The organism is Porphyrobacter sp. AAP60 (assembly GCF_001296025.1).
GTDB lineage: Bacteria > Pseudomonadota > Alphaproteobacteria > Sphingomonadales > Sphingomonadaceae > Erythrobacter.
Window position 1 is genome coordinate 122,459 of record NZ_LJHV01000010.1, and the last position, 19,744, is coordinate 142,202.

16 protein-coding genes and 1 pseudogene are annotated in these 19,744 nt (G+C 59.3%); all 17 read left to right on the forward strand.

Annotated elements, in window-relative coordinates:
• The first annotated feature begins 166 nt into the window (after positions 1–166).
• Positions 167–1,792, forward strand: a complete 1,626-nt coding sequence (locus IP79_RS10315; RefSeq protein WP_054119218.1) for a lipopolysaccharide biosynthesis protein — start codon at positions 167–169, stop codon at positions 1,790–1,792.
• Positions 1,789–2,856 carry a glycosyltransferase gene (locus IP79_RS15705; RefSeq protein ID WP_054119219.1) on the forward strand — a complete coding sequence of 356 codons (1,068 nt, stop codon included), beginning with the start codon at positions 1,789–1,791 and terminating at the stop codon, positions 2,854–2,856. The genes IP79_RS10315 and IP79_RS15705 overlap by 4 nt, the downstream gene beginning before the upstream one ends.
• Before the next feature lie 605 nt (positions 2,857–3,461).
• Positions 3,462–4,673, forward strand: coding sequence for a glycosyltransferase family 4 protein (locus IP79_RS10325; protein WP_156318279.1), 1,212 nt, complete (start codon positions 3,462–3,464; stop codon positions 4,671–4,673).
• Complete coding sequence (locus IP79_RS10330) at positions 4,670–5,971, forward strand: hypothetical protein (protein ID WP_054119221.1); 1,302 nt, start codon at positions 4,670–4,672, stop codon at positions 5,969–5,971. Before IP79_RS10325 ends, IP79_RS10330 begins: the two co-directional genes overlap by 4 nt.
• A 95-nt stretch (positions 5,972–6,066) precedes the next feature.
• A complete protein-coding gene (locus tag IP79_RS10335) occupies positions 6,067–6,909 on the forward strand; it encodes an FkbM family methyltransferase (protein WP_156318281.1) in 843 nt (280 codons plus the stop codon).
• Positions 6,910–7,138: 229 nt separating this feature from the next.
• Entirely contained in the window at positions 7,139–7,594 is a 456-nt protein-coding gene (locus tag IP79_RS10340; RefSeq protein WP_156318283.1) for a hypothetical protein, read from the forward strand.
• On the forward strand, positions 7,594–8,643 hold the full coding sequence (locus IP79_RS10345; RefSeq protein ID WP_054119224.1) for a hypothetical protein: 1,050 nt from the start codon (positions 7,594–7,596) through the stop codon (positions 8,641–8,643). The genes IP79_RS10340 and IP79_RS10345 overlap by 1 nt, the downstream gene beginning before the upstream one ends.
• Positions 8,640–9,863: a glycosyltransferase gene (locus IP79_RS10350; protein ID WP_054119225.1), complete on the forward strand. Its 1,224-nt coding sequence runs from the start codon at positions 8,640–8,642 to the stop codon at positions 9,861–9,863. Before IP79_RS10345 ends, IP79_RS10350 begins: the two co-directional genes overlap by 4 nt.
• 3 nt (positions 9,864–9,866) lie before the next feature.
• The gene (locus IP79_RS10355) at positions 9,867–11,027 is read left to right on the forward strand and encodes a glycosyltransferase (protein ID WP_156318284.1); all 1,161 of its coding nucleotides are present in this window, start codon (positions 9,867–9,869) and stop codon (positions 11,025–11,027) included.
• A gap of 13 nt (positions 11,028–11,040) precedes the next feature.
• Complete coding sequence (locus tag IP79_RS10360; protein ID WP_054119227.1) at positions 11,041–11,607, forward strand: DapH/DapD/GlmU-related protein; 567 nt, start codon at positions 11,041–11,043, stop codon at positions 11,605–11,607.
• Complete coding sequence (locus IP79_RS10365; RefSeq protein ID WP_054119228.1) at positions 11,604–12,761, forward strand: acyltransferase family protein; 1,158 nt, start codon at positions 11,604–11,606, stop codon at positions 12,759–12,761. Before IP79_RS10360 ends, IP79_RS10365 begins: the two co-directional genes overlap by 4 nt.
• An 88-nt stretch (positions 12,762–12,849) precedes the next feature.
• On the forward strand, positions 12,850–13,704 hold the full coding sequence (locus IP79_RS10370) for a glycosyltransferase family 2 protein (RefSeq protein WP_054119229.1): 855 nt from the start codon (positions 12,850–12,852) through the stop codon (positions 13,702–13,704).
• Between the two features lie 108 nt (positions 13,705–13,812).
• Positions 13,813–14,805, forward strand: a complete 993-nt coding sequence (locus tag IP79_RS10375) for a UDP-glucuronic acid decarboxylase family protein (protein WP_054119230.1) — start codon at positions 13,813–13,815, stop codon at positions 14,803–14,805.
• 26 nt (positions 14,806–14,831) lie between these two features.
• Positions 14,832–16,142, forward strand: coding sequence for a UDP-glucose dehydrogenase family protein (locus IP79_RS10380; RefSeq protein WP_054119231.1), 1,311 nt, complete (start codon positions 14,832–14,834; stop codon positions 16,140–16,142).
• A gap of 925 nt (positions 16,143–17,067) precedes the next feature.
• Positions 17,068–17,931, forward strand: a pseudogene (locus IP79_RS10390) (UTP--glucose-1-phosphate uridylyltransferase).
• A gap of 48 nt (positions 17,932–17,979) precedes the next feature.
• Positions 17,980–19,023 carry a mannose-1-phosphate guanylyltransferase gene (locus IP79_RS10395; RefSeq protein WP_054119233.1) on the forward strand — a complete coding sequence of 348 codons (1,044 nt, stop codon included), beginning with the start codon at positions 17,980–17,982 and terminating at the stop codon, positions 19,021–19,023.
• On the forward strand, positions 19,023–19,744 hold a 722-nt coding region (locus tag IP79_RS10400), incomplete at its 3' end, for a class I mannose-6-phosphate isomerase (protein WP_233994172.1). The genes IP79_RS10395 and IP79_RS10400, both read left to right, overlap by 1 nt.

Genomic DNA, 19,744 nt, shown 5'->3' on the forward strand with positions numbered 1-19,744 from the left:
CCGAACCAGAAGTGATCGAGCCCGAAATGCGCGCGAAGGCCATAAGCGAGAGCCTTGATGGACCACAAAATGTGTTGTTCTTAACGCGGCGTGGCGGCTGGGCAAGCGACGGGACAACCTTGGTGATCCCAGTTAGCATCTGCTTCTACAAAGAGACTGGAATGAGATGCTCGTCCGGTTGGTCCACATTGCGATCTCGCAGAAACACGATGTGGCGGTCGGGTCCTATGTCGCAGTGACACGGCCAACAGACAAACGTCTTCCCAACGGCGCCCCTCAGCCCGCGCTATCGCCGTTCGACACCTCGCACCTCGAGGGCACAGTCGGTCGGCGCGCATTCGGTGGGGCAGTTATCACGCTTGGTGCTAGCGCAGCGCTGTTCGCGATCCAAATTCTCCAGCTTGCAGTTCTTTCGCGCCTTTTAACGCCAGAAGACTTCGGACTCGTCGGCATGGCGATGGTCGCCACCATGTTTGTGCGGCTTTTTTCAGATGTCGGCTTACCGATGGCGACTGTTCAGCGTGAGGAGATAAACCAAGACTACGTGAGTGCGGTATTCTACATCGACATGCTCGCTTCTTTGGCTTTAACGGCGGTGTGCATCTTGCTGGCACCGTTTGCATCGATGGTCTTTTCAGAGCCACGCGTAACACTTGTAATCGTAGCCATTGCGTTCACCTTCCCGCTAGGGGCATTGCGCGGGCAGCACCAAGCACTTTTAACCCGGCGAATGAAGTTCCTACGCCTTAATCTTGTGAACGTTTCGGCCAACGCGACTGGAGCGGCTACGGCGATCTTGTGCGCTTGGAAGGGAGGCATCGGCTATTGGTCGATAGTGGCCGGGCTCGTCGTGAATTCGCTGACGGCGATGGTGCTGAGCTGGATCGCCTCGCCTTGGAAACCTTCCCGGCTGAGATCGCTTACCCAGGCGAGTTCGGCGCTCCGGTTCGGACTCAACTTGCTAGGCGCGAATCTTGCTAGCTGGCTTTGGAAACAGGCTGACCGCGCGCTGATCGGATGGCGGTGGGACGCAACCGAACTTGGCCACTACACCCGATCCTATTCAGTGCTGATGGTGCCGATCGGCCTAATCAGCGGACCGATCAGCAGCGCGGTGATCCCGGCACTTTCGCGGCTCCAGAATGACAAACCAAGATGGACTTCTCACATGTTAAGGGTAGCCCGCGCGCTGGCATTTCTCTCTGCTCTCTTAACATTGGTCTTGGCTCTCAATGCGCGCTTTGTCATCGAATTCGTCCTGGGCTCTCAATGGGGAGAGAGCGTCACGATCTTCACCTTGCTTTCGCTATCGCTCTTCCCAAGTTTCGTATGGGAGCATGCGCGGCTCGTCTTCATTTCGCTAGGTCGCACCGACGCGATGCGCCGGTATGCGGTCGCGGCTGCCGTGATCCATGTCATCGCATTCGCGATCGGCGTAACTTGGGGACCAGTGGGGGTGGCGATGAGCCTTGCCCTAGCCTCCGCGCTGGTGACGCCACCGCTGCTTGTAGTCGTCGCCCGGGTCGGCGCGGTGCCGTTGGCGAAGCTCGCTGCGCAATTCGCTCCGTCGCTCGTCAGCATGCCACTAGTCTGGGGGTTGATACACCTCGCTTCCCCATATTTGGCACAGGATTTGTTGATCGTCGAAACTGTGATCAAAAGTGCTGCTATCACCGGCCTCTTCGTAATTGCTCACATTATCTTGCTGCCGCTTCATGCAGGCTGCCGAGAGGATGCGCGGGCCATCGCGGCCCTGGCCGCGCATCTCTTTGTGCGGAAGCGCTGTTCATGAAGTATCAACTACGGCAAAAGATGAAGATCGTCCTGATCGGCTACATACATGGGCGTGGTGGGATCCAGACCCATACATGGTTCCTTGCGGAAGGACTGCGCGAACGGGGGCACGCGGTTGAGATTGTATCACCGCCACCAATGGTGACGCATGGCCATGATGGCGCGCTCCATGGCGTGTTCGTCTATTCGGGTCTGCGCGATCTCGTCCGCGCCCTACGGGGATTCGGGCCGGATGTCGTAGTAGTCGCGGGCACCGGATGGGGTGCGATGCTGGGTGCACTTGCCGTCGGCAAAGATTGCCGCAAGGTGTTCTTTGAGGTCATGAGCGGCGCGCGACCTAGCCGGCTGGATCCTCGTCTACTTTCACGTTTTGGATTCGATGCGATTATCGGTCAGGGTTCTCCGGTTACCAGGCGGTTTGTTCGCGAATTCGGTTGGCACGGCCATGCCGAAACTATCCCCGCGCTCCCCGAACCGTTGGAGCGACAATTCACGATCCCCGTCCGGGTCCCCGATCCGATCGTTCAGGGGATTCGCTTCGTCTATTTCGGACGACTCGCACCATCCAAGAATGTGCGCCTGCTAATTGAAGAGTTCGATCAATTCGCTGGCACCGGGACGCAGCTCGATATCTGGGGCGATGGGAGCGACGCTGGGCTTCTGGCTAGAATGATCGCGGAGCGGGGCCTCAACCACAGGATAAAGCTGCGCGGGCGCTATCCTGATGGGCAAGCTTATATCAGTCTGCTCCGAAGCTACGACCTATTGCTACTTCCTACTGTCGCTGAAGAGGGCGCGCCGCTAGTCCTATTAGAGGCGATGGCCTGCGGCCTACCCTTCGTCGCCAACGGGATGGGCGGCATCACCGACTACGCAAACGCGGACTGCGCCATCACCAATGGCTCGATTAGAGATTTCGTCCCGGCGGTTAAGACGCTCGTTGCGCGGCTCGAGAGTGGTGACATCGATCACGCTAGGTTGCAGCGGCACTATGCTACGAACTTTGGTTTCGATACGCTGACCGATCGCTGGGAGAGCTTCCTATGCCAGATCGTTGGCTGACGCTGATTGAAAGCCCAAGCAATCTTCGCATGCGATATCGCGTGTCATCTGTTGGCAGTGCAGATGGCCCCAAGGGTTTGCGTGACATTTCGCGGCAGCCCACGCGGCATAGATATTATCGTTTTCGTTTCGGATCTTGCAGAACCCAAGCTCGTCAAGCTGTTTGCCGCCGGCGAAGAGTATGAGACGCGCGCCCTTGCAACATGTACCACGCGACCGGGCTCCGGAACTACGATTTTGGTGGGCTTGTGTCGGTCTTGACAGGCAGATTCTACCTAGTCCTTGCTGAAGTGGGCTTTCTCAATTCGTATCCCGCCATTCTTATTCTGATATCTAATTTGTTTACGCTTGAGCTCATCGGGTCTTCTGAGGTGGTAACGCGCGTATGGAGAACCGAAGCGGTGTGCTCGCCAAAAACCGTTCGATGCGTTGGCGTCGGTGCGGCCAATGTCGTCGGCTTGTGTATACCCACGCCATGACGGGATTCACAAACGGTATGCCAATTCAGCTCGGACTGTTTGGCCTTCAATTGTCAAGGGGCGCCAAGCATCAGACAGGAATCTCCACCTTGCCGATCAGGCTTGAGTGACACGCGGGGAGTGGCGGTGAAAGCGGTTGTACAGCAGATAGGTGCTCGGATGGATTACGGGGTGCCGCTGGCGCTCTATCACGCCGATGGGCTGGCGCGCCTCGTGACCGATCTGCACTTCGAAAAGCCGCACCGGCTTAAACAGCTTCAGCGCTATTCGAGCGGTATCCCCTCTAGCTTGGTTTCGCGCAACAACACTCAAGGGCTGGCTTATCGTGCCGTGCTTTCGCACGGTGGCAGGAAGGCGTGGCCGCACATCAAGATCGCGGAGGAGATGGCAGCGCGGAGCTTGAAAGCAGTTCGCGAGACCGGTGCGGATATCGTCTACGGCTTCGATACCGCGATGCTGCCGTCGCTCGACCGCCTACGCGACGAGGGCGTCATGATCGTGCTCGAACAGTGTATCGCTCCGCGCGCGCAATTCATCGAAGCTATGAGCCGCATGCGCCAAGGGATCGAGCGGCGCGGCCTAAGCATTGACCTTAGCGACCTCGAAAACGAGATTTCCTTCGCCCGGATCATGGGGGAGGTCGAGCAAGCGGAATGGGCTTTTGCCGATCGCATCTACTGCCCTTCGGGTTTCGTCGCAGATGCTGTGCAGTCTTGCGGAATCCCCACTGAGAAAACCCGGATTGTTCCTTATGGCGTGACGGTCGATACGAAAGCCGCTCACCACAAGCCTTCCGGCGCTCGGCCTCGCGTAACGTTCTGCGGGCGGTTTTCTTGGCGCAAAGGAGCGCTCGAATACGGCGCGCTTGCCGCGGCGCTGAGAAAGGAGGCGGATTTCGAGGTTCTGGGTTCGGTCGCCCTGCCAGAAGATGTGATCGCAGCGGTCGCTGTCGATGTCAGGTTCCAGGGCCACCTGAACCGCGCCGACTATCGCCGGACCCTCGCCCAGTCGGACGTGATGGTTCTGCCGTCCTATTCCGAAGGGTCGGCCACCGTTGTCTACGAGGCAATGGCTTTGGGCGTGCCATGCGTGGTAAGCGCCGAATCAGGTTCGGTGATAACCCACGGAGAGGACGGCATGATTGTCAAGGCAGGCGATGAGGAGCAATTGATTGCGACTGTCGCCAAACTCCTCTGTGACCCGGCCAAGAGGCGCGCCATGGGTCAGCGCGCGGCGGTGACCGCGCAGTCTTACACCCGCGAGAATTACGGGCACCGCTTGGTCGAGGCCTTGCGCGAGGACTTCGCCGCATACGAAAAGTCAGCGCGCGCGACATGACTTCGTCCCTAATCTTCATTTTTCTGATAGGCCTAGGCCTCTCCTTCGTCGCTATTGCCAATGCGAAGGGTGCAAAACTCTTTACGTTCGCATTTTTGTTTCCAACTGTGACGGTAGCCTTCGTCCTTGTGGAGTTTTCCGACTTTGTTCTCAATGCAGGCACACTGTTCGATATCTACTACCAGACCGGAACGATAAATATCGCCCTGTTCATGCTCGCGACTTGTTCGATTGCCGGACTGGTGGGCTACGGTTTTACGCGGAGTAGCAGCGCCGCTTCTACCCCGTTGGGAGAGCGCTTCATCCTGTCACGCGGCGCCGTACAACACATGCACTTTGCTTCCATCGCGCTCGGAGCGGTGTCGCTGGGAGCATTCTTCGCGCTCGCCGGTCTCGGGGGCGGCATGTGGCAATACGTCCTCAATTCGGGCAGCTATGCGATCGAATGGTCGGGCCTGCCAGTCTACCTCATCTTCCTAGTCCGACTTTGCTATGTTTCTATCGTGATTCAGTTGTGGCTGTGGTCCTACACCCGCAAGCGCAAGCATTTGATCTGGGCGCTTTTCTTGTCCATCATCCCCTTAATAAACATTTTGTTCCTGTTTCGCCGCGCCGAGGCCATTAAAGTTGGGGTGTTCTACGGATACTTCCTGACCAATTATCATGGCTTAAAGATGGGCCGGATCAAGGCGCTTGGCGGGATCGTGTTCATGTATCTCGCCTTCAAACTATTCCCGTTCTTGCGCAGTGAAGAGGGCAAGAGCCGTGATGCGGACGATCTGATCGGAGAGGCTCTTTCACCGCGCGCGACATACGAAAACAGCGAAATCGGGTCTGGCTTGGTGCGGATCTATCATTCGATGGAGACAGGTGTCTTCGAATATGGTGCGGTCTTTTACAATGCCTTCATTAAGCAGTTCGTACCGGCAGGCCTCTTCGGACCACAAGCAAAGGACAATCTTTACCTGCCTGTAATTGAAAACTCCGACACATACTTCACCACTTTCCGCTTTTACGTGTCACCAATGGGCTTTGCTCAGGCGTATCAACAATTCTGGATTTTCGGCGGGGTGCTGTTCCTGATCGTAGGGAGTATCATGGCGGCGCTCGAGAATAATGCGCGCAAAAGCAAGCGTGCCGAAATTTTTCTGGTACTCATGATACCGGTGGCCATTTCGACTGTCTCGGCCGACATGACATATATCGTGCCGCAATTCGTGATCTATCTGGTCATGGTTCTTTTGTGCGTTCCTCCGCCTTCACGGGCTCGTAGAGGGGCGCCGCCTCGCCATGAATAGCAAACTCTTACGGGAGCGGGACGTGTTTTCAAACGGCCTAGCACTCCAGTCTTCCTTCCCCTTCTAGGCGCTTGGACCAGCAGAAAGAATATAACTTGGCTTCCAAAGAACTCCTGAACTCGCTGCGCGGTCTCAAACGCCGGATGTATCTCGGCACCAAGATCACGACTGAGACGCTGTGGCTCGGCAATGCCTGGCTCGACAAGGCATCGACAGCGGAACAAGTGCGCCGGACGATCGAGAAACTTCGCCCCCGGCAGATTCAAGGTGAATTGATCCGCGTGGGCTCGTCCGGTGATGGTGGATACCTCATGCCCGACGATTTCCATGGTATCGTGGGCTGCGTATCTCCGGGCGTCGCAGGAGAGGTCGGTTTCGATCTCGAGATGGCCGAGCGCGGCTTGAAAGTCGTTATGGCAGACGCCTCGGTGCTAGGACCGCCGGTCAGCCACGAGAATTTCAACTTCTACAAAAAGTTCCTCGGCACCCGAAACGACGATCTTTTCGTCAGGCTGGAAACATTGGTCGACGGCGAATTCGAAACCGGCGACCTGATTTTACAAATGGATATTGAGGGCGCCGAGTTTCCAGTGCTGCTCGATACTGCGGATGATCTTTTAGGACGTTTCAGAATGATCGTTCTCGAGGTCCACGATTTTGGCCAACTGTTCGGGAGGTTTTCCGCCGGACTGATCGAAGCACTCACCGACAAGCTGACGCGTCATCACGCCGTGGTCCATATCCATCCGAACAATTGCTGCGGCAGCGACAGTCGATACGGGATCGAAATTCCGCGGGTTCTCGAGTTTACTTTTTATCGCAAGGATCGCGGTGTGCTAGATCATTTCGCCACTGGACCTTTCCCCCACCCTCTCGACGTTGATAATGTAACTACGCGTGCTTCGCTTCCGCTGCCCGCATTGTGGTATCGCACCTGAAAGGCACCTATAAAATTTATATGTCGTTTTTCCCGAACTGTTCCACCATATGCCAAGAAACGACGGCCGATCGATCGAAGAGACGTTCCAGCCAGCGCACGACAATGCGCATTAAGAGCAGCCCAACTGGGTCAACCTCGCAGTCCGCCGAATGCTAAACCTTAGCCGGTCCGACGTTGCTTATCGCCTCGTCGTAGGAACGCCCGAGATCGCGGTAGCGGCCCGGTGCTTGACCTACGCCGAATTAGAATCGGCCGGACCAACGCCGACCGAAAAGCCGCACCCCTCCCTCGCAAGCTGCCGAAATCCCTATGGTCGGGCCGTTTCTTCGGTGACGCGCTCCAAGGGCAAGGAGGATGGCGCAGCCTCGTTTGAAGGGACGCCCGCCGAATTGCTCGATGTGTCGCGGGCCGATCACATTTTAAGCGCGCACTGCCAGACCGAGAGGGCTTTCGTCGTCGACAAACACAATCGAACGACAACCGCGCATTTCCTACTGTTCGAATATTTGCAGGACAATTTTGACGATCGCGTCGAGGAGCTTGGCCTTGGCGATCGCACGCTGCCGTGGCGCGGGAAGGCCGCGCTCGCGCCCGATCACCACGACCGTTTCTCGTCTGCCGCGCAAGCGATGGTTGAATGCAAATTCGGCGAGCACCTCGAGCATTTTGGATATACCCTCTAATGAAAGCGCCCCGGCAGATCATCGCCTACCGACCCGAAGCCCTTGCACCGCATCAAGGGTTGCTCGTCGATTTCATGAAGCAGCAACTGCCTTCCGCGACACGGATCATTGAGAGGACGATCCCCACCGGCCGATTAGCGAGGCTACTGTTTGCTGTGCGAGTTGCCCTCGATGCGCTACTTTTCCGACGCGCCGTGCTGTATTTTGCGAGCTTCGTGAGCGTGGTCTATGCGACCATTCCCTTGTGGCTCGGACATCGTCGCTACATTTACCATTCGCAGGACTGGATCGCCGATCTTGAAAGCCTGCCCGCACGTTTGGAAAAACGCGTCGTCAAGCGCGCGCCAGTCGTCATCTGGAACGAGGCCGCCCGGGCCGCGCGCGCCAAGGAACTTGCGGGCCGAAGCGATGAAATCCTTGTGCTGCCGACGTATCTCCCTGCTGCGCACGAGGTGCCTAAGCGCTGCGAAGACATCAGAAACCAAATCGCTGAACTCGCAGGCGCGTCGGTCGAGGACATGGTTATCGTCTTTGCGGGCGGCGGGTATTCCGTTGGGCGGTTGTCGGCGCAGTTTGTCGAAGCGGCAGTCGAACTGGATCGAAACATCGTTGCAGTGTTTACTGGCGCAACCAAGCTTCCGCCGGATTGCGCTGCGCCCAACATGATAGACATGGGGCTGCTGCCTTTTGATCGGATGCTCGCGGTCATGGCCTCCTGCGATATCGGACTCCTTCTTTACGATTACGCCGACTCGTTCGGGCACACGAACCAACAGCCCGGACGCCTCACCGAATATCTTAAGGGCGGGCTTGCCCTGATCGCTACCCCGTTCGGCGATGCGCGGCGGTTGGCGAGCGACACCGCGTTTTGCACGGTGGTCGAAGGTTATGATGTCACAGAGCTCCGTCAGGTACTGAAGCACATTTCAGAGCAGATCAGGAGCGGCGGCATTTCACGCAACGAAATCCGCAATTACGTGGCCAGCCACATGGCCTACGAACCCTTCGCAATCAGGACATTACAGGCCGCATTTGAGGAACTGGTATGAGGATCGCTGTCCTCTTCGATCGCTTCGGCCCCTATCATGTCGCGCGGCTGCGCGGCGCGATGGCACAGGCGGAGGTGCTCGCGGTTGAGGGCGCGCCGCACCGCGCGGTTTATGACTGGACGCCGCCCGATCTTCCCAATGGTCTAGATCACGTAGCGCTGACCGATAAGGCCGGAGAGGAAAGCGACCCGGTGGTCGTCGAAGCGCGACTGGAGGAGCGAGTCGGGCGCTGGAAGCCAGACGTTATCGCCTTGCCTGGCTGGTCTAACATGGTCACGCTGTGCGCGCTGCGATGGGCGCGGAGGGCCGGGATTGCAGCCGTTTGTATGTCGGAGACGAACGCTTGGGACTTCGAGCGCAAGTCCCTCACCGAGAACGTCAAGCGAGGGATTGTGGCGCATTACGGTGGAGGTCTCGCCACTAATCGCTCGCAGATTGAGTATCTCGCGCAACTGGGCGTGCCGCGCGAAGCGATATTCGGTGGCTATAATGCCATCGACAACGATTTCTTCCGCGAAGCGGCGGCGCGTTGGCGGGCCACGCCGGGCCTGCCTCCAGAAATCGAGGGTGCTGTTGCTGCCGAAGCCCACGGCCAGTTTTTCCTCGCTTCGAACCGTTTCATTCCCAAGAAGAACCTGCTGCGTTTGCTTGACGCCTACGCGGCCTTTCGCAAGCGACGCGAAGCCGATCCCGCCGATTGGCCGCTGATCCTGCTGGGCGACGGCGAATTGCGCGGCGAGATTGAAGCCAAGATCGCTGCGCTAGGTCTCGGGTCGCATGTCCACCTTCCCGGATTTCTCCAGCTCGATGCGCTCGTGCGCTATTACGGGACGGCCGGTGCCTTCATCCACGCCAGCACAACCGAGCAATGGGGCCTCGTTATCAACGAAGCGATGGCGGCGGGGCTACCCGTGGCGGCCTCGAATCGCTGCGGATCGACACATTACCTGATCGATGATGGCATTACGGGATTCAGCTTCGATCCCCATTCCACCGAGGACATCACTGCCGCGCTCGGCAAACTCGCGCAGCTTCCGTCCGATGCGCCGCTACTGGAAGCGGCACGTGCCAAGGTCGAGCAGCTGCGTCCTGAAGGGTTTGGTGAAGGCCTGCACCAAGCGGCCTCGGCGGCGCGAAGCACTTCGGCGAGGCCCGGCGTATTCGCGCGGCTAGCGCTCGATCTAGCGATCGCGCGGGCGGCTCGCGCCGAGCGGGGCTGAGACGTGAGCCTTTCGCTAGGGATCGTCACCGGCTCGATGTCGCGAAATGCAGGCGGGCTTTTCAATTCGGTACGCCAATCGGCGATCCATCTCGCCAAGGCGGGTGCGCAGGTAAGCGTATACGCGCTAGAGGACGAACACAGCGCCGCTGACCTGTGCGAATGGAAACCGCTGGTGCCGCAGGTCCTTCCGACTCTGGTGTCGCGGCACATGCCATACGCACCCGATCTCGATCGGCAGGTTGCGGCTGCCGATCACGACTTTCTTCACCTGCATGGCATCTGGCAATTGACCTCCCGCAGCGTGAATTGCTGGAAACGGCGGACGGGACGACCGGTCATGATCAGCCCGCGCGGCATGCTCGATCCTTGGGCGCTGGCAAACTCGGCCTGGAAGAAGAAACTGGTCGGCGCGTGGTTCGAAAATCGCAACCTGCGCGAAGCCGATTGCCTTCACGCGCTTAACGCGTCGGAGGCGGCGTCCATGCGTCGGTACGGGCTCACCGGCCCGATTGCTATCATTCCAAATGCGACCGACATTCCGGGAGTGGCTGTTCGCACGATAAAAACGGGTCGGCGAACGCTGCTCTTCCTTGGCCGCATACATCCGAAAAAAGGGCTAAAGGAGCTCATCTCTGCGTGGGCGAGGGCGCGGAGGGCCCGCCCTGAATTGGCCGAGCACTGGCAGCTGCAAATCGCCGGATGGGACGATGGCGGCCATACCGACCCACTGAACAGCCACATCCTTGCGCTGGGGCAAAACGATAGCGTCGAGCTTACCGGCCCGGCTTTCGGCTCCGAGAAGGACACGCTGCTCCGTTCGGCCGATGCGTTCGTGCTGCCGTCCTTCTCTGAAGGTCTGCCGATGTCGGTTCTTGAAGCGTGGGCCTACCGCCTGCCGGTGCTGATGACGGCCGAGTGCAACCTGCCAGAGGGCTTTAAAAGTGGGGCTGCTATCAAAGTCTCTACCGATCCCGACGCGCTTGCCGGCCAGCTTGCGAAAGCTCTGCTCGACACGGATCTGCCACCATTGGGGGAGGTGGGGCGGTCGCTGGTCGAGGAGTGTTTCAGTTGGCCGAGCGTCGCTGCACGGCACCTTGAAGTCTATCGCTGGATGGTGGAGGGCGGCGAGCCGCCCGCTTGTGTTCGTTTGGTGCGCGCGTAGACGAAGGGAGACGATGGGCACCGACATTTCATCCAACCGCGCGGCGCGGAAATGGAGCCGGGCCCAATTGGTCGGACGTGTGCTCTGGGCGCTCGCGACGCCGCTGTTCCGCTTCAGTCCGCGCATCCTGTGGGGGTGGCGACGGGCGCTCTTAAGCGCTTTTGGTGCGGAAATCGGCAAAGGCGCACACATCTATCCCACCGTTCGGATCACCATTCCGTGGAACATCGCGATCGGCGACGAATCCGCAGTTGGCGATCACGCGATCCTTTACGCGCTGGGGCCGATCCGGATCGGTGCGCGCGTGACAATCTCGCAGTATGCGCATCTGTGTGCTGGCACGCATGACTGGCGCGACCCCGCCATGCCCCTCGTAAAGACGCCCATAGTGATCGGAGATGACGCATGGGTTTGCGCCGACGCCTTTGTCGGCCCCGGCGTGACGCTAGGCGACCGGGCCATCCTTGGCGCAGGGGCGGTAACGATGAAGGATATCGAAGCCGGCACGATCGCCGCGGGGAACCCTGCCAAAAGGGTGGCCGATCGCCCCTTGATCGACGATCAGCCCGCTTCTCAATGAGTTCTCAGGGCGACTTCTTAAGCGCGGGCATGGCTCCGAAAAGCGCGGAGTGGCGCGCCTCCGACGCTTTTCAAGGGGCAGGGCGTGTCGGCGCGCTGGACGGCCTGCGAGCTGTCGGAGTTATGATGGTCGTCGTCGGTCATGCTCTCCCAATGTACTCGCCAATAGCCGATGCTCCGGTCGATTTCTTGGGAAGAGCTGCAACCGGTGTGACGCTTTTCTTCGTGTTGAGCGGCTATCTCATCACGTCGATCTTCATGCGAGAGCAGGACAAGGGCACTTTTTCCTTCGGTTCCTTCTATCGGCGCCGGATCATACGACTGTGGCCTGCGCTATATGCCTATCTGGCGTTTCTCACGTTGCTGAAGCTTACGACGTCTTACGAGATCGCCGACTGGCTGCACCTTCTATTCGCGTCGCTGCATGTCTGGAATTATGCTCTCCCCGTGATCAACGGCTCTGAAGGATACCAGGCTTCGGCCGCTCATTTGATGCATCTCTGGTCCCTTGCAGTCGAAGAGCAGTTTTACTGGCTGTGGCCGATCGCCTTCTTCGCAGTATCCGATCGCAAACGGCTGATTATCCTGCTCTGCGCGACGATTGTTCTGTTGCCAGCGGTCAGACTGGGCTCCTACGTCTTGTTCGAAACAAGCCGGCCGTTTCTCACCAAGATGTTCCACACGGCTGCCGATCCTTTGCTGATAGGCTGCTTGCTCGCTCTCTTTCCCCTAAGGGTTATGGAGCGGGCCCGATGGCTGGCTCGCGGCTATGCGCTCCCGATCCTGCTTGCAGCACTTTTCTCAGTGTCATATTTTCTCGGAAAGCCGCTCGCTTCGTACTACAGCCTGACGATCGGCACGACGATCGAAGCAATCATCGCCGCAGGCATAGTCTGGACGGCGCATCATGGAGAGCGGGGAATCGCTCACGACCTGCTGTGCAGCCGTCCGTTGCAGGTGATCGGATTGTCGAGTTATAGCATCTATCTCTGGCAGAATATTTTTACACGACCAAACGCTGTGTTCGACCTGCCATTTGCATTCGGCATCTTAGCATCTCTCGTGGCGGGCTTTGTAAGCTACCGGCTGATCGAAAAGCCCACCCAGCGCTGGGCCGTACGAAGGTTCGCGGCCAAGACTGAAAAAGTCGAGTAGACCTCGTAAGGATGTCGTCCATGCACCCTGCACGACCCAACATTTGCGGTGGTCATCGCAGTTGCACATCACTAATGAGGCGCCCCTAATGTCGCATCCCGATCCATCCGAGCTTCCCGTAACGGTCGTGGTCCCAGTAAAGAACGAGGAAGCGAACTTGGCGCGTTGCCTGGAGCGGCTTGGGCGGTTCTCCGAAATTGTGGTGATCGACAGCGGTTCGACCGATCGCACCTGTGAGATCGCGCGCGATTATGGTGCACGCGTTGTCAATTTCCGTTGGGACGGGAAATTTCCCAAAAAGCGCAATTGGTTCCTTATGAACGATCCGCCCAAGGAGAATTGGGTGCTGTTCCTCGACGCCGACGAATTCGTCGACAAAGCGTTCTGCGATGCGCTTCAGGCCGAACTGCCGGACAGTGACTTGAGCGGATACTGGATCTCCTATGACAATTTCTTCCTTGGGCGACCACTGCGCCACGGCGTTGCCCAACGGAAGATGGCCTTACTCCGCGTCGGCAGGGCGCTGTTCGAACGGATCGACGAGGATGGCTGGAGCCAGCTCGACATGGAAATCCACGAACACCCCATAGTCGAGGGCGAAGTAGGCGAGATTAAAGCTTGCATTGAGCACCGCGACGATCGCGGCCTAGCCCACTTCGTGACCAAACATCGCGACTATGCTCAATGGGAGGCGAAACGTTTTGCTAAGATGCAGGGGGACGAAGCGGTGTGGGCGGCCATGACCGATCGCCAGCGGTTTAAGTATCGCCACCTCCCCAAATGGTGGTTTCCGTGGTTTTATTTTGCGGCAACCTATTTTGCGAAACTGGGCTTCCTCGATGGCGGGGCCGGGTTCCACTATGCCGCCTATAAGGTCTGGTATTTCCAGACCATCAGGCTACTCATCCTAGAGCAGTCGGCAGCGAATAAAACTCATGGCTGAGCGAATTCTCGCCATCGGCGTGGCGGGCTGCATGAAAATCTATCATCAGGTGACGCTGCTGTCTGCTAGCGTCGAAATCAAGGCAATCGAAAAAAGGATGTTCTTAGCATGACAGGTAGTCTCCGCCGCCAACGCACCCTCGTCACGGGCGGTGCCGGCTTCCTCGGTTCACACCTGATCGACCGCCTGCTCGAACGCGGCGATGAGGTGCTTTGCGTGGACAACCTCTTTACAGGTGACAAGAGCAATCTCGATCACTTGGTCGGACACCCACGCTTCGAGTTCATGCGTCAGGATATTTGCTTTCCGCTCTATGTCGAGGTCGACCAGATCTACAATCTTGCTTGCCCGGCAAGCCCGATCCATTACCAGTTTGATCCGGTCCAAACGACCAAGGTCAGCGTGATAGGGGCAATCAACATGTTGGGCCTCGCAAAGCGCGTGAAGGCCCGAATCATGCAGGCTTCAACCTCCGAGGTCTACGGCGACCCTTCGGTTCATCCGCAGCCCGAAAGCTATTGGGGCAACGTCAATACGATCGGTCCGCGCGCTTGCTATGATGAAGGCAAACGCTGCGCAGAGACGCTGTTCTTTGACTACCACCGCCAGCACAAGCTCGACATCAAGGTGGTGCGGATCTTTAACACCTACGGTCCGCGCATGCACCCCAATGACGGACGCGTCGTGTCCAATTTCATCATTCAGGCTCTGCAAGGGCACCCGATCACGATCTACGGCGATGGCCAGCAAAGCCGTTCGTTCTGCTATGTCGATGACTTGGTCGAGGGCTTCCTTCGGATGATGGACACTGGGAGCGAGTTCCCGGGGCCGGTCAACCTCGGCAATCCCAACGAATTCACCATCAAGGAGCTCGCTGAGCAGGTGCTTGATCTTATCGGCTCGAAGTCGAAGCTCGTCAACAAGCCGCTTCCTCAGGATGATCCGAGGCAGCGCCAACCCGATATTTCGCTGGCTCGCGAGAAGTTGGGCTGGGAGCCCAAGACCCAGCTGAGGGCAGGTCTCGTCAAGACCATTGAGTATTTCGAAGAACTGCTCCGTAAGAATGAAGCTGAGGTGCCAACCCTCTACGTTGCTCGCTAAGCGCTAAACAGGTCAGGATTTCACAATTGAAGATTGCGATGGTGGGTTCGGGCTATGTCGGGCTCGTGTCGGGGGCGTGTTTCGCCGATTTTGGCCACGATGTGGTGTGCATCGACAAGGATCAGGGCAAGATCGATCGGCTGCACGCTGGCGTCATGCCGATCTATGAGCCGGGGCTCGATGCGCTGGTCGATGGCAATGTGAAGGCCGGACGGTTGAGCTTCACCACTTCGCTCGCCGACGGCATCAAGGGCGCCGATGCGATCTTCATCGCGGTCGGCACCCCCAGCCGCCGCGGCGATGGCCATGCCGATCTCACCTTCGTTTATGAAGTCGCGCGCGAAGTCGGCGAAAGCCTGGCGGGCGATGCGGTGGTCGTGACAAAGTCGACCGTGCCCGTCGGCACCGGCGACGAGGTCGAACGGATCATCCGCGAAACTGGGATCGCTCACAAATTTGCCGTGGTCTCCAACCCCGAGTTCCTGCGCGAAGGCGCGGCGATCGGCGATTTCAAGCGCCCCGACCGGATCGTCATCGGCGCCGAGGACGAGTTCGGCCGCGAGGTCATGCGCGAGGTCTACCGCCCGCTGTTTCTCAACGAAAGCCCGATCCTGTTCACCTCGCGCCGGACCAGCGAGCTGATCAAATATGCCGCCAACGCCTTCCTGGCGACCAAGATCTCCTTCATCAACGAGATGGCCGATCTATGCGAGAAGGTCGGCGCCAATGTGCAGGACGTCAGCCGCGGGATCGGGATGGATGGTCGGATCGGTTCGAAGTTCCTGCACGCCGGGCCGGGCTATGGCGGCTCATGCTTTCCCAAGGACACGCTGGCGCTGCTCAAGACCGCCGAGGATTATGACAGCCCGGTGCGGATCGTCGAGGCGGTGGTCAAAGTCAACGACACCCGCAAGCGTGCGATGGGCCGCAAGGTCGTCGATGCGCTGGGCGGCTTCGAGGAGTCGCGCGGGAAGAAGGCGGCGCTGCTGGGCCTGACTTTCAAACCCAACACCGACGACATGCGCGACAGCCCCGCCATTGCGGTGGCGCAGACGCTGCTCGATGCTGGCGTCGCGGTCGCGGCCTACGACCCTGAAGGCATGGAGCAGGCCGCGCCACTGCTGGCGGACGTGACCATGTGCGCCAATGCCTACGAGGCTATCGAAGGCTCCGATGTGGTGGTGATCGTGACCGAGTGGGACGCCTTTCGCGCGCTCGATTTCAAAAGGGTGAAGGCGCTCGCTAAGGCGCCGCTGCTGGTCGACCTCAGAAACATTTACAAGCCCGAAGACATGCGTGCTGCAGGGTTCGAATATGTGAGCGTCGGGCGGGGGTAGGCCATTTTTGCATCCCTCGGCCCAGAATTCAGATGCGCAGTCGCCTGGCCAACTCCAAATCCGCGGCTGTGCTCGCACAATTGCCCCGGCGACTGACGATTGCGGCGGCTCTCAAAGATCTGCTCCAGTAAGAAGTTATGCCGAGGAAAACCTGATGAAGCAGCAGCAGACGCCTGACTAAAGTTATACCAATGCGGCGCATTTTCACACGCATGATTACCTGCAGCCCCATATTCACGCCATGCTCGAAAGCCTGAAGCCAAAGCGCGTTTTCAATCTGGGTTGCGGCAATGGCAGCATGGCAGCGCATCTCTCTCTGAAGTATGAGGTGGTCGGTGTCGACGCGTCATAGACGGGGATCGAGCGAGCCCAAGCAGCCTTTCCGGAGATCCGCTACGATGTCGCTTCCGCTTATGATGACTTGGCCGTTGCCTATGGTCAATTCGACGCAGTTGTGAGCCTTTAAGTTGTCGAGCACCTCTATGACCCCTGCCTCTACGCCGAAACCATGTCCAACCTTGTCCGACCGGGCGGGGGGCGTCGTCGTCTCAACGCTTTATCGAAGCTACTTCAAGAATATCGCTCTTGCCCCATCGGGCAAGATGGACAAGCACTTCACTGCCATGTGGGACGCCGGTCACATCAAGTTTTTTTGATCGCGACACTCTCAAGCCTGCTGACCGAGGCTGGCTTCGTCGATCTACGTTTCGTTAGAGTCGGCAGGGTCCCCGTACTGGCAAAGTCGATGATCTGCTGCGCACGGAAGCCGTCCTGACCGCCGCCTTGCTGATCGCTGAACTTATCGGTCCGGAAAGGTACCGCAAGGACAAGCGGCCGACTTTAATCCCAGCTGGGCGAAAGCTGCGGATCACGTCAGCAATAATCAAAATCTAGCCATCAAGGTTGACGCATGCCTTAGAAGCCGATCCGCAAAGCCGTGTTCCCGGTTGCCGGCCTCGGCACCCGTTTCCTCCCCGCGACCAAGGTGGTGCCCAAGGAATTGCTGCCCTTGGTGGACCGCCCGCTGATTTAGTACTCGGTCAATGAAGCGCGCGAGGCGGGGGTCGAACAGATGATCTTGGTCACCGGTCGCGACAAGACCGGGATCGTCGAACATTTCGACATCGCCTACGAGCTCGAACAGCCGATGGGCGAGCGCGGTAAGGATTTGAGCGTGCTCCGCTGTACACGGGTGGTCCCCGGCGATGTGATCTCGGTGCGCCAGCAGGTGCCATTGGGTCTCGGCCACGCAATCTGGTGTGCACGCACTATCGTCGGCGACGAGCCCTTCGCGATCTTCTTGCCCGATGAGCTGATGGTCTCGCGCACAGGCGGCAGCGGCTGCATGAATCAGATGGTCGATGCGTATGATGAGGTCGGCGGCAATCTGATTAGCGTGCTTGAAGTGCCCATGGCGCAGGTTTCGTCCTACGGTGTGATTGATCCGAGCAAGTCCGATGGCGCTTTAACTGAAGTGCGCGGGCTGGTGGAAAAGCTCGCTGTTGCCGATGCGCCGTCGAACAAGATCGTGTTGGGCCATCACATCGTGCAACCCGAAGTGTTGCAAGTGCTGGAAACACAGGGCAAGGGGGCGGGCGGCGAGATCCAGCTGACTGATGCCATGGTGAACATGATCGGCACGCAGCCGTTCCATGCGGTCACCTTCGACGGCGCTCGGTATGATTGCGGCAGCAAGATCGGTTTCGTCGAGGCGATCTTGACGATTGCGCTCGCCCGACCGGACATGCGCACGGAAATGCGGGCGATTGCGCTGAACCTCTTGAGGTGAGGCTCTATTCTCGATGTCGCTACCGCCACATAATCAGGAATACTTTGCATGACAGCCATTTATCCGGTCATCCTGTGCGGCGGCAGCGGCACGCGGCTGTGGCCGCTAAGTCGCAAATCCCTACCCAAGCCGTTCCTGCCGTTGGTGAGCGCCGAAACCCTATTCGAACAGGCCGTTCGCCGGGGCGCCGAGGATGATCGCTTTGCCGCGCCAATGGTGGTAGCGGGCGCCGCGCATGGCGATCTGATCATGGCACAGCTTGGCGATGCACCCGGCGCGCGGCTGGTAGTGGAGCCTGCGGCGCGCAACACCGCGCCCGCCATCGCGTTAGCGGCCGCGCTGCTTCCGGAAGAGGCGGTGATGCTGGTCTGTCCGAGCGATCATCACATAGCCGATTCCGCCGTCTTCCGCGCTGCGGCGATGGCTGCGGCAGAGCTGGCACGGCAGGATTACCTTGTTGCGTTCGGGATCGCGCCGGAACGGCCCGAAACCGGCTATGGCTATCTCGAACGCGGGGAGCCACTGGCGGGCGGTTTCGCCATCGCGCGTTTCGTCGAGAAGCCCGATCTGGCGCGCGCGCAGGAATACCTTGCCAGCGGCCGGTTCTGCTGGAACGGAGGTATTTTCGCTTTTCGCGCAGGACATCTACTGGATGAACTCGCCGCCCATCGCCCGGACATGGCACGGCTGGTGAAGAAGGCGGTGGACGAGGGGTGCGAAGAAGGCGCACGGTTCTATCCCGCCGCAGAACCTTTCGCCGCGATCGCAGGGGATTCGATCGATTACGCGGTGATGGAGAACACCACCCGTGCGGCCATGGTACCGGCCAGCATGGGCTGGTCCGACATTGGCAATTGGGCCGCGCTCTCCGATGCGCTGGCGGGCACGGCGGACGCGCAAGGCAATGTGGGACGCGGCGGGCCGGTCGATCTCAACCGGTGTCGCGGCGTCCTGGCGCTGACCGACGGACCGCGCATTTCGGCGGTCGGCCTCGAGGATGTCTGCATCATCGTGTGCGGCAACGAGGTACTGGTCACCACCCGCGATGGCGCGCAGGCAGTGGGCAAGTTGCCCGGCGCGGTGAACCAGTGATGACACCCGCCCGCCAGCTTCCCAGTCGCATGGTCGCCAAGGTCTGGGGCCGCGAACATCTGCCCGCCCCCTTCTCCGCGCCGGAAGGTGAGACGATCGGCGAAATCTGGTTCGAACCGCCGCCCGAACTGCCGCAGGTGCTGGTCAAATACCTGTTCACCTCGGACAAGCTCTCGGTACAGGTGCACCCGTCCGATGCCGAGGCCAAGCCAGGCGAAGCGGGCAAGGAGGAATGCTGGCTGGTGCTCGATGCCGAACCCGGTGCGCGGCTCGCCATCGGGTTCGAGCGCGAGGCCAGCTCCGATGACATCGCAGCCGCCGCAGCTGACGGCACGATCGAAAGGCTGCTAACCTGGCACCCAGCGCAGGCGGGCGACCTGTTCTATCTGCCCGCAGGCACTGTTCACGCGATCGGCCCGGGCCTTTCGCTGCTCGAGGTTCAGCAGAACAGCGACACCACCTTCCGACTGTACGATTATGGCCGCCCTCGCGAACTGCATCTCGAACGCGGGCTCGCGGTGGCTCGTGGCGTACCTTACGCAAAGGAACATCGCGGCAGCGTGGCGCAGCGTGGGCAGGTGCTTTTCGACGGGCCGCATTTCCGGCTCGAGCGGGTCGAAGGCGCCCCCGATGCAGCGACACTCACCGCCTATCCGGGCGCATTGCTGGTGCTGCCGCTGGCGGGCGAAGTGATGTCGCGCGACAGCGCGGCACGAGCCTG